At 36.5% G+C, this 14980-nt stretch carries 12 protein-coding genes; 2 read left to right on the top strand and 10 right to left on the bottom strand.

All coding sequences use genetic code 11. The features are described from left to right. Window positions 1–8: 8 nt before the first annotated feature. From PMAL9190_RS02200 to PMAL9190_RS02165, 8 genes are all read right to left on the bottom strand, one after another. Complete coding sequence (locus PMAL9190_RS02200; protein WP_087843723.1) at window positions 9–1151, bottom strand: glycosyltransferase; 1143 nt, start codon at window positions 1149–1151, stop codon at window positions 9–11. Window positions 1152–1304: 153 nt separating this feature from the next. Beyond that, on the bottom strand, window positions 1305–2327 hold the full coding sequence (locus tag PMAL9190_RS02195; protein ID WP_087843722.1) for a glycosyltransferase family 4 protein: 1023 nt from the start codon (window positions 2325–2327) through the stop codon (window positions 1305–1307). Further along, entirely contained in the window at window positions 2311–3780 is a 1470-nt protein-coding gene (locus PMAL9190_RS02190) for a sigma-54-dependent transcriptional regulator (RefSeq protein WP_087843721.1), read from the bottom strand. Before PMAL9190_RS02190 ends, PMAL9190_RS02195 begins: the two co-directional genes overlap by 17 nt. Before the next feature lie 285 nt (window positions 3781–4065). Further along, window positions 4066–5586 (bottom strand): SpoIIE family protein phosphatase, encoded by a 1521-nt coding sequence (locus tag PMAL9190_RS02185; RefSeq protein WP_087843720.1) that lies wholly within the window; start codon window positions 5584–5586, stop codon window positions 4066–4068. A gap of 1 nt (window position 5587) precedes the next feature. Further along, window positions 5588–6295 (bottom strand): CpsD/CapB family tyrosine-protein kinase, encoded by a 708-nt coding sequence (locus tag PMAL9190_RS02180; RefSeq protein ID WP_087843719.1) that lies wholly within the window; start codon window positions 6293–6295, stop codon window positions 5588–5590. Next, a complete protein-coding gene (locus PMAL9190_RS02175) occupies window positions 6295–8370 on the bottom strand; it encodes an SLBB domain-containing protein (protein WP_087843718.1) in 2076 nt (691 codons plus the stop codon). The genes PMAL9190_RS02180 and PMAL9190_RS02175 overlap by 1 nt, the downstream gene beginning before the upstream one ends. A gap of 44 nt (window positions 8371–8414) precedes the next feature. Next, window positions 8415–9254 carry an OmpA family protein gene (locus tag PMAL9190_RS02170; RefSeq protein ID WP_087843717.1) on the bottom strand — a complete coding sequence of 280 codons (840 nt, stop codon included), beginning with the start codon at window positions 9252–9254 and terminating at the stop codon, window positions 8415–8417. A 30-nt stretch (window positions 9255–9284) separates the two neighbouring features. Then, window positions 9285–9602: an STAS domain-containing protein gene (locus tag PMAL9190_RS02165; RefSeq protein ID WP_060996419.1), complete on the bottom strand. Its 318-nt coding sequence runs from the start codon at window positions 9600–9602 to the stop codon at window positions 9285–9287. Window positions 9603–10076: 474 nt separating this feature from the next. On the opposite strand from PMAL9190_RS02165, the gene PMAL9190_RS02160 reads away from it, so the two are divergent. Then, window positions 10077–11003: an LpxL/LpxP family Kdo(2)-lipid IV(A) lauroyl/palmitoleoyl acyltransferase gene (locus PMAL9190_RS02160; protein WP_087843716.1), complete on the top strand. Its 927-nt coding sequence runs from the start codon at window positions 10077–10079 to the stop codon at window positions 11001–11003. Window positions 11004–11268: 265 nt separating this feature from the next. Beyond that, window positions 11269–12201 carry an LpxL/LpxP family Kdo(2)-lipid IV(A) lauroyl/palmitoleoyl acyltransferase gene (gene lpxL, locus PMAL9190_RS02155; RefSeq protein ID WP_087843715.1) on the top strand — a complete coding sequence of 311 codons (933 nt, stop codon included), beginning with the start codon at window positions 11269–11271 and terminating at the stop codon, window positions 12199–12201. A gap of 73 nt (window positions 12202–12274) precedes the next feature. On the opposite strand, the gene PMAL9190_RS02150 is transcribed toward lpxL, so the two are convergent. After that, complete coding sequence (locus PMAL9190_RS02150; RefSeq protein ID WP_087843714.1) at window positions 12275–13027, bottom strand: DUF481 domain-containing protein; 753 nt, start codon at window positions 13025–13027, stop codon at window positions 12275–12277. 194 nt (window positions 13028–13221) lie between these two features. Then, on the bottom strand, window positions 13222–14517 hold the full coding sequence (locus tag PMAL9190_RS02145; protein WP_087843713.1) for a serine/threonine transporter: 1296 nt from the start codon (window positions 14515–14517) through the stop codon (window positions 13222–13224). Window positions 14518–14980: the final 463 nt, after the last annotated feature.

Here is a 14980-nt window from a genome sequence, read left to right as displayed (position 1 = left end):
TTGGTAACTTATGTCGTTCTTGAAGCGTGTTGACAAAGGATAGAGACAATATCGGCATAACATTTTTCTGCTTGATAATCTTGTGACAACAACGCGGCTTCAGAGCCTAAAACCGCAAGTTGGTGAGGCGAATGGCTGATATAATTTATTTGCTGTTGTAACGATTGACTATCATGAGGAATATATTTTAAACAGTTTTTTTGGTGTGTTAATTGGGTATCCCAAAAAGCACCATCTTTGGGAATAATGACACACATACCAGCAAATAAAGCTTCTAAAATCGATAGTCCAAAAGGTTCTTTGTCACTGGTTGAAATGAAGATATTACTTTGTGCACGAATACTATCGATTGACTCAGGTTGTTGGTGCCAATGGATCGATTCAATCGCTTGGGGAGCAACTGTAATCGGTAGTGTGGTATTTTGAGGTACAAGGTAGCAGATATTCGCAGGTAAACGGTGATTTACAGGCGTTTCTTTTATGACCTCTAGTAACAAATCAAGTCCTTTCCACTTCAATAATGAAGCAGCCCAAAATAATGTTGGTGTATGGTACTGACACAACGTGGGCGATTGTTTTTTTGCGATGCCATTTATAAAGGGTAAAAAATGACTTGATGATAGTAATTGCTGGCATTTTTGATCGCGAATATTGGGTTTCAGCTTGCGCCACCGATGTTGTATTACTGCGTTAATTGAAGCGTAAGCACTGTGCAAATAAAACACATTGTCAGCTTGATATAAGCACAAACCACATGAACGTGAAATACTAATATTACCGTGAATGAATTGGGCAATTTTGTATCTTAGCAACCATTTTAATAAGTAAATCGGCATATCGTTACCAGGGCAAGATGCACCAACGGCAACCTGTATTGAGCCATAGAGATAGCGGCTATATAAAATCCACCAACAAAAATAGATCTGCCTTAACCAATAGCCTTTGCCGACATCGCTAATAGACAGCCATGATGGGTAAGATAACGATATTATATTGGCTTGCGCTATTGGCCACGATTGAGGATCTGAGGTTAAGATGGTTAAGCGATTTTTACGTGAGTTAATAAGCTTTAACACTTCACGAGTAGCGAATTTAGAACCGCCAGCATAGCAAATAGGGTCAAAAACAAAGATGTGGTGATCGTCAGTCATGAGATCCTCTCGTATATTGATATAAATTCACTAAAATATGAATATAAATCAAGCAAAAGGAATGCCAATATTTTATGTTGTAGCCTATTGAAATTATAGTTTTTTTTATTAATGTCGGTGACTTTATTTCTTATTCTTAAATTGAGAATAAAATTAGTGATTATAAAATGATAGTAAACGCGGTATGACAACATGGGTTGAGTAATGCTGTTTAATCATACGTCGAGCCATTTGTTGTATTTGTTTTCGATGTGATTGGCTTAGTTGAGACCAGTGAGTAATAGCAGCAACGAGTTGAGATGGTTCAATGATCCAACCATTTATATTAGATTGAATAAGCTGGTGGATATTACCAACAGGGGTAGAAATAAGTGGAATACCACGCCCCATAGCCTCAAGAGCAACCATGGGTAAGCCTTCATAACGAGAACAAATGACCAATAAACCAATTTGTTGCCATATAGGATCCATTGATTGTTGTTGACCATGAAATTGCAAGTTTATAGGTGCTTGTTGACGCAATATCGAGGCTAAAGGACCATCACCATAAATGTGGAAAGAGAATTGCGGCAAACATCGAGCAAGATCGACAAATCGTTCAGGGGCTTTTTCTGTGCTTAATCGGCCAACAAAAGCAATTTGTTTACCATGAGAAAGGGGGAGTGATTCAGTATCAATAAAATTATTGATGAGCTCTGTTTTAAACGGGATACGGTGTTTTATAGCGTCACTTACCGCTAAGTTAGCGTGATTGAGGCAAGCGCTCCAGCGATCAATTGCATCATACAGTTTTACTTTTCCAGTGGGGATCTCGCCAGCATGAAAGGTATTTATAAATCGTATTTTAACAGAGGAAAGCAACAGGCTTAACCGTATTAAACGACAATAAATAGCTGCTTTATAGCCATGAGAATGAATGACATCAGGGGAATTTTTTAAGGTGTGTTGCAGTAATGAACTTATTGAACCTGATAAAAACTGATAACTGATTTGGTTCTGGTCACATAAAGAGATCAAAGGATGTTGTTTGTAATAACGGCATAAAAAAATGATTGTAACCTCTTGCTGCATTCGCCTTAGACCTTTAGCCAGTTGTAGAATATGCGATTCAATTCCTCCAACATCTTTACTATCAATTACTAGCCAAATACGTACAGGCTTAATCTGACTCTTCATAGGTATCCCAAACTTGTTTTTTTCTGTATAACGTCGATGGGCTTAACTCAAGTAGAACTGCAGCATTTAGCACATTTCCTTCGCAATAATCAATTGCATTTTCAATGGCCTCACGTTCAATATCTGCCATTGGTCGAATAAGGTGAGTGTTAATTGTTTTTTTATCATTGGTGTTAGTAGCAGATGTTGTTGGCAATGGTGGTTCTGTATTTGTAATCGGTTTGATAGGCGTAATATTGTTTGTTTTTATATGCTGATTTTCAGTGTTTTTAATAGCAGCTTTAAAGCTATTGAGCGGCTCAGGAAGATGTTCCATTAGAATATGGGTATCATTGTGAAGTACAACAATATTACGGATAATATTTTGTAATTGCCGTACATTACCTGGCCATGAATAATGGTTGAGTTTTAATTCAACATTACGTTTGATCGCAGTAAATTTTTTATGATCTTGCTTTGCGAATTTCTTTAAAAAGAAACGGGCGATATCAAGAATATCAGTCCCTCTATCTCGCAGTGGTGGCATTTGAATTGGGACTACATTAACACGATAATAGAGATCTTCACGAAACCGTTTTTCGTTAAGTTCAATTAGCGGATCACGATTCGTTGCACAAATTATGCGAAGATCTGTTGATATTTCTTTACTGCCACCAAGAGGCGTAAAGCGCCCAGTTTGCAGAAAACGGAGTAATTTTTTTTGCATATCTAACTCCATTTCACACAGTTCGTCTAAAAAAAGTGTGCCTCCGTTTGCTAACATAGCTGCGCCTTTTCGATCTGTTGTGGCGCCAGTGAAAGCGCCTTTTAGATGGCCAAAAATTTCACTTTCCATTAAATCTCGAGGTATAGCGCCACAGTTAATCGCTATAAATGGTTTATTATAACGCTTACTTTTATAGTGAATAGCTTCTGCACAGACTTCTTTACCAGTGCCGCTTTCTCCTGAAATAAATACGCTAGCGTTAGTTGGTGCAACAGCATCAATTATTTTATAGACAGCTTGCATTGGTAAACTAGAACCTATAAAACCTTGATATTTATTACGATTGAAGTCATTTTGAATATCTTCGACTAACCCTTCAAGTTTGTTGTGCGCTAAATGGTTTTTAATTGAAGTTTTAAGCCTCTCTGCTTGAATGGGTTTTTCTAAGAAATCATTAGCACCACTTTGAATAAGCGAGACAGCGATATCAATCGTGCCATGGGCTGTCGCAATGATCACTGCTGTTGGAATATTTTGTTCTCGAATCCATTGTAAGATCTCTGCACCTGATATATCTGGAAGTTTGAGGTCTAAAATAATCAGTTGTGGTGGATTTTTGACAATAAAATTTTTTGCGTCTTCACCAGTTGTAACATGAAAGAATTCGTAGGGCTCATCTTTTACATATTGCTTATAAAGAACGGCTAATGATGTTGAGTCTTCTACTAAAAGTACTTTTTGTAGCATAATAACATCCTGTTTATCGAGAAATTTAACGACTAATTTTTATTTATTGTTAATTTTAGTGTTATTTTTATCCTACTTTATACGATTAATAACCCAATATTATGGGTAATAAAAAAATGAACTTATGATGACTTAAGATTACTATAATATATTGATATTTATCGTATTATTTATTATAGCTGTTTTTAGAATAATGGGTTAATAATATACTGATTTAATGCAGTTATAGTCGAGGTTTATTATAAATATATATGATAAATATTTTTTAAATAGTAATGTAGGCGGTTATTTTTTTTCAATTATTAATAGCAAAGCATCATCATTCGGCGGAGTACCAGCTAAAGAGTCAAAAACTTGCATTATTTTTTCAAGTGCAACATTAAGGGGTAGATTGGCTGTCATAATCAAATGTTTTTTGATTGCTCGTTCTAATGTTTCACGTTCGGTAATGGTATTACCAGATTCAAACAAGCCATCAGTTACTAGTACAAGCCGTTCATTTTTTTTGAAAGTAATAGATGAACTTTCATATTCAGTATGAGGTAATAATCCTGGCAATGTCCCTTCAACTTTAATTGGACAAAGCTTTTTATGATGAATGTGTATTGGGTAAGGGTGTCCAGCACAACTTAATGTAATCGTATTTGAATTAAGAAAACTAAGGCAGCAACCAGTAAGCATTGTTTGTGAAAGCAACTGATCTCTATAGGCATTATCGGATAATTTAGTGAGTAATTTTGCAGGTTTAGTAATGTTAGTATTTTGCATTAATCCTCGAATATAACCAGCGTAAGCATAAGAAAAAAATTTTGCACTTTCATCATGGCCCATCACATCAGCAATGAGTAATTGTGTGACACCGTTATTACGGGTTGATAGTACAAAATCACCCCCTCCGCGGCCGGTATTACGTTGTTGAAAAGCAAGCTGCCAATGTTTTGAATTTAAATTAATTTGAGGCAGTAAAGTATGGGTTATTTTTTGATTAACCTGCTGTGATATTGCATGGAAAACTTGATTGAAACGCGCTAATACACGGTGTATTGAATTAAGTAATTGTTCTTTCTGTATGGGTTTTTTTAAATAGTCATCAATGCCTAAATTTACGGCATTATTAAGAACAGTCTCATCTTCTGATTGAGATAAAAAAATAAAAGGTATGGAAAAGGATTTTATCTTTTCTAGCTGCTGCCGTAACTCTATACCATTCATTTCAGGCATTTGAATATCGGAAATAATTAAGTCAACAGTCTCGGTTTTTAAAAAGGCTAATGCTTGTTTGCCATTACTCACTAAGCTGACTGTAAATATCTCCTTTATATAAGAATGAAACAGTTCTCTTTGTGATTTTTGGTCTTCAACCAATAATATATGAGGTTTTATACGGTGAGTGTCGCGCTCCCAAACAATAGTAAAAATATTGTGTGTCGGTAATGATTGATAATAGGTTTTATCTGCAAGCGTATTGATGATATGAAGTCCATAACCACCACCTTTTAATATATTTTTATTAATATTGAACGCAGGCTGCTGAACCAAAGGATTCCATGGACCACCAGAGTCTTGGATAACTAATAGCCATTTATTTTTAGATTTCCTCAAGCTCACACTAATTTCATTACTGGCAGGGGTTGAGTGTTGAATGATATTTGTGCACCACTCAGAGCAACATAGCAGGCAATATTGTTTTATATCTGCTTTTATATCAAGATGATCGAGGATTTTTGATAATGATTGACGTAATATTCGAACCGATTCTAATGTTGAGGGTTGAGTGCTTTTAAAAAGAAGAATGGAATTTTTCATTTTACACCAAAATAGATAAGAACCGATTGTGTTGTATAAAGTGGATGAGCTTGGTTGTTATTTTTTCTGGTAAGAAAGTACAACGTTTTATTTCACGACAAATCTCATCTTTAATATGAGGTTGAAGTTTATCGTTAAATACTAATCCAATCAGATGAGCATTGTGGGCTGTTAGTTTTTCTATTGCATCTTTGATCTCATTTTGCTGTGTTTGACCAGAAAGTACGATAAGAATAGTACCATCACAGCAACTTGCAACCGTATGTGCGGGAATATTATGTAATGTAGATTGAGAAAGTGGCGATGCGTCAATAATAATTTTATCAAACTCTAATAACCATGCAGCAATTTTCAGTTTTAAGTTATGAGGTTGGCGTAATTCAATAATATCGGCTTTATTGTTCATCAGTGATGTGCCTAATAGGCCGACTTTATTATGGGCATCATAGGTTAAATATGAATTTAAATGTTGGTCTGAACTTGATTTATTTGTTAGTTCAGCTAATGGAATTAAACTTGGATTTTGAAAGTTAAGATCAACAAGCAGGGTGCGGTAACCAGCTAATAAGTGCCGTTCAGTGATCGCTTGTGCAATAGAAGTCACTCCTTCTTGCGGATTACTAGCAGTAATACATATTGAATGGTGATTTTGTTGCTCTAAGAATAAAAAAATATCCTCAATTTCCATTTGGTATGAAGGGATCTTCATTACAACGCTCCAATGAGAGCAATTGTCGCAAGTACTTGGAATATATCTTTGAAACCTAAGCGAATATTAGCAAGAATACTTTCATCTTTGTTTGGTACATAAACGGTGTCTCCAGCTCTAAGTACTGGCAGTAGTCGATAATCACCAGTGCGACTAAATTTAATCAAATCAAAAGTACGGGCTTGGCCCTGATGGCGGGAGTTATTAATAATACTGATTTTTTCTGGGTAGGCATTGTTTGTTGTTCCCCCGGCTTTTGCTAAAACATCTAGTATTGTCATTGAGTCATTAAAGCGATAGCGTCCAGGTTTATGGACCGCGCCTAACATGCGAATGGTTGACTCATTGGTTTCATCTATCCAAGTACGATTTTTTTCTGGAATATAGATTGAATCACCTGTTTTTACTATAGGTAATAATGATTCATCGCCGGTCTCAAAATAAAGAGCGAGATCTAATTTTGATACTTTTGAATATTTTTGGTTACGGTGAGTAATACGAATATTATGTAAATCGGCATTGATAGTAGGACCGTCAGCTGCAGCAAGGATATCTAAAAAGTGAAGATTATTAGTGAAGCGATAGCGACCACCTGAATTAACTTGTCCAAAAACATAAATAGAGCTGTCTGATGTTTGACGTACCCACTGGGATTTATTATCGGTTGGATCAAGAGGCAGATCGCGCACTCTTATAGTGGCACCAGCACGAATGATTGGCAGTGTGGATTCAGCTTTACCTTCAAGCATAAAACTATCAAGATCAAAAATATAAACATGGTTTTTGCCGTTTGCATCTGGTGTAACAACTTCAATGTTCGCGGTATCTGCACGTACAGTTGGTCCACCTACATGGGCAAGTAAGTCAAGAAATGACATTTCATCAGACCATTCTATGCGGCCAGGATCTTCTACTTCACCAAGCACTCGCACAGCACGATGCGGTGCTATTTTTAACCATGACTTCTCATTCATATCTGTTTTTTCAGGAACAAAGATAGCATCGCCAGATTCAATTAATGGTGGAGCTTGATAATTAGTTCCTTCGGTATACCCAGAGAGGTCAAAATTAATTACTTCGCCATGCGATTTTATGATTCGAATTTGACGAGATTCTGCAAAGCGAGTTGGGCCTCCTGCGTTGGCAAGAATACTCATAAAACTTGCGCCTTTTTTACCTTCATATGCGCCGGGTTCTGCGACTTCTCCCATTACGTAGACAATATTGGCACCAAATTTAATCTCTTCTTGTTGTTTAGGAATAAAAATGGTTGAACCTGGATACAGCTTTGGTAACAAGGTTTCGTCACCTGAGTCTAAGTATTTTTTTAGATTAAAAGTACGCGGTTCATTATTAGAAATAACTCTGATTTGCTCAACAGTTGCATAACGAGTGACACCGCCTGCACGCATTAAAACATGCACGATAGAGGCATCATCATTATAGGAAAACGTACCAGGCTCGTGCACTTCACCAAATACTTTGACAGCATTTTTATCATCAGCAGCATCACCAGCTTGGGCTAATTTAGCAGTATCAAATTTCTGTTCAATATTACCAATCATTGCTGATGCTGGAATAAATAGAGTATCGAGGGACTGCAAGGTCGGTAATTTTGATAGATCACCAGAGTCTAAAAATGATTTATAATTAAATGTTGTTACTGTATCACCACGGCGCAGTTGCAAGCGATTGAGCTGTGCCCCTGGCCGTAGTCCGCCTGCAGCATAAAGTGCCAGTTGCACCGAGTCAGTGTCGGCAATAATATACTCACCAGGCTGATTAACATAACCTTGAATATTAATAATCAGTTGCCGTTTACTAATAAAAACCCTTAAGTGATTAAGATCTTGCATTACACTTTTTAAGCTCATTGTAATCATTGCTACCATCTGTCTTTCGGTTTTTCCTGCAACAGTGAGCGGCCCGACTTCAGGTAGAATGATCCTTCCTTGTTTATTGACTTGATATGTCTTATTAAGTGATTCTTCTCCGGGCAAAATAATACTAATAACATCACCAACACGCACTTTATTGGCTGATTCAGCATGCGCGTATTGACTCAATAAAGCCATGAAATAGAAACACAAGAAAAGATGCTTAAAGAGATACATTGTAATTACCTCTCTGATAAGTGATTAAGTGTGAGATTTTGATCTACATGCATTAATTCAATGGTGACACGACGGTTACTTAAGTGCTCGCTTGGTTGCGGTATAGATACTAAAGCAGGGCGAGAGTTAATCGCTTCAATATGAATACGATTAGGGTTGAGCCCAAAAATACTGAGGTAACGTTTTATCTGTTCGGCTCGTTGACGTGCAAGGTTATTGTCTGCCATATCTGCTGTAAAGACATCGCTATGACCCGTTATTAAGATTTTATAATCAGCATTTTTGGCTAATAATTGTGAGGCTACAGATAAATTAATAATATACTTAGGATCGAGTTCTACGGAGTTAAACGTAAATTGATTAGCGCTATTGAGTAAGTTGTATATCTCTTTAGCAAAGATAAGATCTTCAGGTTCAATAGTACTGTTTCTTGGCGGTTTACACTTTTGTTGTTGTTTAGCATCTTTTGTTTGATACTCTAACCGTTGTAGCAAATTACGTTGTATTATCAGGCTATTAGTTGCATCTACTTCTAATCCTCCAACAAGTTCACTAGCAATACGAGACTCATTTCGCTGTGCTTGAAGAACCGTTGCTGGAAAACACCATTGAGCCTGATCTGCGATAAGCATGTCAAGATGGCGAGCAACAAGTACCCATTCAAACTGCAAACCATCTTCAGGGCCTAATGGTGGAAGATGATCGAGTGTTGTTGAGCGCGTATTTAAATAGTTATTAGCACCGCCCCCACGTCCATGCTCAGCAAAAGGGGTACAGCCTGATAATAAAAGTAAACTAATAACAAAGAGTGATTTTAAATTATGCTTTATGCTTCTTAATTCCATAGCGTGATCACCTCCATGATAAGAGCAGTGCTAGTCACTATGTTCATTAACGGGAATAGCATTCTCAATTCTTAGTAATTTTAGCAATGAAAGTGGTTGCCCATGAGCATTTTTTATTTGCATGCTATGTTGCTTTTCTGTAAGTCGTTTATAGAGATAAACTAAAGCTCCAATGCCGGATGAGTCTAAAAAGGCAACATTTTCCATGTCTACATCAATATGTGATTGTGGTTTGCTAATGACATCATCAATAGTTGATTGTATGTTTTGACATCCGGCAGCATCCATATCGCCATTGATTGATAATACCAATGTATCATTACCTATCTCTAATTGACGTAATTCCATATTTGACACCTAATTAAATAATATTGTGATTGTTAATAAAATTGCAGAAATTGTGCCAATTATTTTATTTATATTAATCAATAGGTTATTTTTTTATGTTGTAAGTAAAAGGCGAAATAATAGGATTTATCTATTTGCAATGCAGTATGATAGGTCGTCTTTTTTAGGTTTTAAGGTTTACTAATCTGCTGTTGAATACACAATGTGTCATCAGTTCTGTTGTGACTGGGAAATAAAATAAACAGCGAAAAAAGATCATTGTCATTGAACAGGCTAATAATAATGATTAATGGTAAATGTGAGTTTTTAAGTTATTGTTATGTAGTATTATTTCGTGTTTTTAATTACAAAAAATAGCACTGTCCTAATCTTGACAATAAAAAACATAGTTTTGCTTTTTACTCGGATGCGAAAGGACTATTATAGCGGCATTGAATTTTAGTAAATTATTAAAACCCAAGGCTATAATATCGTATGAGCTCTAAGCATATTCCTGTTTTTTCCTATTCATTATTGCATCCTCGTTACTGGGGGACACTAATGTTAATGGCACTCATGTATTCCCTTAGTTTATTGCCTTACCGTGTGCAGTTTTTTTTAGGAAAGTATATTGGCCGTTTAGCGATTAAATTAATGAAAAAGCGCCGCCATACTATTTCTCGCAATCTTGAATTGTGCTTTCCATCAATGACGACAAGCGAGCGTGACCGCTTAGTAAAGGAAAATATTGATAATTCAGGATTAGCCTTATTTGAAACAGGAATGGCATGGTTTTGGTCTGACGAGCGAGTATGCCGCCACGTTACTATTAAAGGTATGGAACATATCGAGAAGCTAGAGCGTGAAGGCAAAGGCGCGTTAATGGTTGCTGTGCACTCTATGAATCTTGAACTTGGTGCGCGTGCGTTTGGTATTAAAAAAAGCGGGATGGGTGTATATCGTGCTAACAATAATCCGTGTTTTGATTACTTTCAATATCAAGGACGTTCACGATCTAACCGTACTTTAATCGATCGTAAAGACGTAAAAGGTATGCTACGTGCTCTGAAAACTGGTGAGCGAGTGTGGTATGCCCCTGATCATGATTATGGTCTAAGACGCTCAACATTTGCGCCATTATTTGCAGTAGAACAAGCGTGCACAACAACAGGAACCAGCTTATTGGTTGATGCAACTGACTGTGCCGTGGTGCCATTTACTATGGTACGCGATAATAATTCTGGTCATTATACGTTAACGATTAGCCAGCCTGTTGAAGGTTTCCCAAATAAGGATCCTGATGCTGCTGCTATTTTTATCAACAAGGTTATTGAACAGTCAATAATGGCAGCGCCTAGTCAGTATATGTGGCTACATCGTCGTTTTAAAACGCGGCCAGAAGGGCAGCCAAGCTTTTATTAATTTAATAGCTGTTACTGATATTATTAAGCTCATCTTTGACGATGGGCTTTTTTTTAGCTAAAAATCAGTAATTAAATTGGATTTATTAACCTAATAATAACTAAACTTAATCGGTGCTGTATAATGCCTATGGCTATAGTGTATTAACTTGCATTCAATAAACTACATCACCTAATATAACAATGATATTAGTGTTATGAATACGTTGAAGAGTATGTAGCTTAGGCTCTTCAATCATATTAACTGAGGAACCCTGTGCTTTGTTATGCGTAAATTTACTGAACCGACATTTAGAAGAGCATTACTACATCCACGATATTGGTCTGTATTAATATTAATGGCAGTGATGTACTTGCTAAGTTGGCTACCGTACTTCATCCAATTTCGTTTAGGGCAAGGTGTCGGTCGATTGGCAATGAAAATGTTATCGAGTCGACGTGAAACGATTAAGCAAAATATAGCGTTATGTTTTCCAGATTTATCAATTGAAGAACAGCAACGATTAATTGCACAAAATATAGATAATACCGGATTAGCGTTATTTGAAACGGCAATGGCGTGGTTTTGGCCTGATATTCGTGTAGAAAGACACGTTAAGGTTGAGGGGCTTGAGTATGTTGATCAATTACAGCAACAAGGAAAAGGTATTCTATTGATTGCCGTTCATTCGATGAACTTAGAACTAGGTGCGCGTGCGTTTGGTTTAAAAAGACCTGGTGTTGGTGTATACAGACCGAATAATAACCCTTGTTTTGATTATTTCCAGTTTAAGGGTCGTATACGCTCCAATAAATATATGCTTGATCGTAAAAATGTAAAAGGCATGCTTAAAGGTCTCAAAGAAGGAGAGATCTTATGGTACGCCCCAGATCAAGATTATGGTCGAGGTCGAAACTCAACATTTGCACCATTATTTGCCGTAAAAGATGCGTGTACAACAACAGGGACGAGTTTGTTAGTTGATGCATCTGGCGCAGTGCCATTACCTTTTGCGATGATTCGTAATAGCGATAATGGTCAATATACATTGAAGATATTTCCGCCACTAATTGATTTTCCTCATAAAGCCCCTCAGGCTGCTGCGGCATATATCAATAAAGCCGTCGAGCATTCAATTATGGCAGCACCAAGTCAATATATGTGGCTGCATCGACGTTTTAAAACACGTCCAGAAGGTGAAAAAAGCCTATATCATTAACTGTGGCTATTAATGAATATAGTTAACGTCTTAAAACGAAAAACCGAGCATATGCTCGGTTTTTTTATAGAGATTAAAAGTCATAGGTTAAGCTGACTGTACTATAAATTTCGGAATGACTTTTATCAGAAGCCACTTCAGTATTATAAATATATTGAGAGTCTAGCAATAATGAAATGTCGCCGATCAGCTTGTTTTTAATATAGCCATCAATAGAGTAGTTGGTATTTGAAACACCGTAATCAATACTGCTATTTGCACCAACGGTTAATGTTGATGTAACCTTCTTTTCTGCATTTAAGAAAGCATTCGCAATGATATTACGTTCAATTTGATTAGGATGTTCCGGATCATTGAGTTGACGTTTGCTATAACGAAAACCTGGACCACCACCGACCGTTAATTTGGTCGTTTTAGTATCATAAAGTTTATAACCTAAACCTGTAGCAATGATATATTCATGACGATAGGTTTCAAATTGATTATGGTTATATTCATTACGTAAGTAACTAAACTTATGTGAATTAATCATATAGCGCGTATCTAGCGAAACACTATACTTATTAACACCATCTTCTTCTTTGGTTGAATCGGTATAATAAGAGCTAAACTTTAGTTTGTTGCTCCAATCGTTAGTGGTGTGCTTCAACGATAAGGCAGAATTCATCGACATCGAAGTATTTGTCGTTTTAGCGTAAATAAAGCCTAATTTTGCCGAGCCGTTAAAATCAGAAGATTCCTCTTCAATCGGTTGATTATTAATGTTTGTGGCGTAGGCGGCATGGCAAAATAAAGTTGTAATAGGGATTAACAGTAATGCTTTCATTGTTTAGCCGTCAAATGTAATTTGAACGATAATGTAAGCAATATAGCTGGCTAAAATGTCATGGCTATGTGTGATTGCTGTAAAGTGCTTGTGATGACATGTAATGAAGGGAAGATGATAAGAAATAATAGTGGTTTGTTTAAAATAAAAAAAAGGCTACTAGGTAGCCTTTTTAGATCACATATGACGTTTATTTACTGTATTAGAGAATAAAAAATAGCCGAGATAGACATCAAACCAATAATAGTTACAAATACATTACTGATAGTTCCTGAATATTTTTTCATTGCAGGTACTTTCTTTATTGCATACATTGGCATAATAAATAGCAACATAGCAATAATTGGCCCACCTAAGTTTTCAATCATACCCAAAATACTTGGGTTTAGTGTTGCGACAGCCCACGTTGTAATTAACATAAATAAAGCTGTGAAACGATTAAGTGCTTTATTTGAAATAGTCTTGTTCTTATCACGTGCAACTTTTTGAACGATACCATTTAAACCTTCACTCGCACCTAAATAGTGGCCTAAGAAAGATTTAGTGATCGCAATAATAGCGACAATAGGTGCAGCATAAGCGATAATTGGCGTGTCAAAATGGTTAGCAAGGTACGTTAAAATAGATACGTTTTGTGCTTTTGCCTCAGCAAGGTTAGCTGGTGTTAAGCTTAATACACAGCTACAAACGAAAAACATTACTGTAATAACCATCATAATATGGGCGCGTAATAAAATACGTGACCCTTGGCGCTCTGCATTAACGCCATATTCTTTTTCTTTAGCTACAGCAAATGAAGAAATAACCGGTGAGTGGTTAAAAGAGAATACCATTACAGGTAAGATCAACCATGCTGCCATCATTACACTCGTGGTATTACCACCTTGTGGAATAATATCTGTAAAAATAGCGCCGTTCCAATACGGTACTAGGTATAACGCAAGCAGCAGTAATACAGCCACAAAAGGGAATACTAAAATACTCATTGCCTTGACAATTAACTGCTCACCAAGGCGAACAATTGCCATTAGCACGACGATAAGAATCAATGCTAAAACGGCGCGCGCTGGTGGCTCGATACCTAATTGAAATTGCATAAAGCTTTCAACAGTGTTGGTTAAAGCAACACTATAAACAAGTAAAATCGGGTAGATGGCAAAGAAATACAATAGAGTAATAATCTTGCCCATATTTTTACCGAAGTGCTCTTCAACCACTTCTGTGATATCCGCGCCAGGGGTTGCACTTGATAGCACAAAACGCATCATTGCGCGGTGAGCGAAAAAGGTCATTGGTAACGCTAAGACCATCATTACGATAAGCGGAATTAAGCCACCAACACCGGCATTAATAGGTAAAAATAAAGTGCCAGCACCAACTGCTGTACCATATAAACCGAGCATCCATACAGTATCACTTTTACGCCAGCCGAGTTTTTGAGTCTTGTCAGCGGTTGTTGCAGTTGTTTTTTGTTGTTGTGCGGTGCCCATTATGGACATCTCCTTTATTTTCTTTTCAACCAATGTGAATTGAATAAATTGAGTGGTACAACAAGCGAAAAAAGGGTGATTTACAATAGCTATCTTTATTGCAAAAAGTGAACGTTCCGTGATCGTATAAGCATATCCGTGCTAGTTATCGTTGTTGTTGCTCTTTATCCTATGCTGTTAGTCACAGAGAATGAAAAATAATTAACCATTATTGAAGTGGGTGGATTATAGGGTATAAGCATAGTGAGCAACAATTTTTGCAATTAAAAAAAATTTGTTTGCTTAAAAAGTATTCGTGGTTGTAAATGGGGTGTTGATAATGTTGTGTTAGCATTATTTAAGGTGGGGTTATATGCGCTGCTATTGTTTCTTTTATGTTTGATTTGGTATTTGTATGACGTATTTAAGTATAACAGTAAAGTATATATTTAATGATATCTGTTTAAATATTATGGTTATTTTT

The organism is Photobacterium malacitanum (genome assembly GCF_900185615.1).
Classification (GTDB): Bacteria; Pseudomonadota; Gammaproteobacteria; order Enterobacterales; family Vibrionaceae; genus Photobacterium; species Photobacterium malacitanum.
This window is presented reverse-complemented; position numbering and strand designations above follow the sequence as displayed.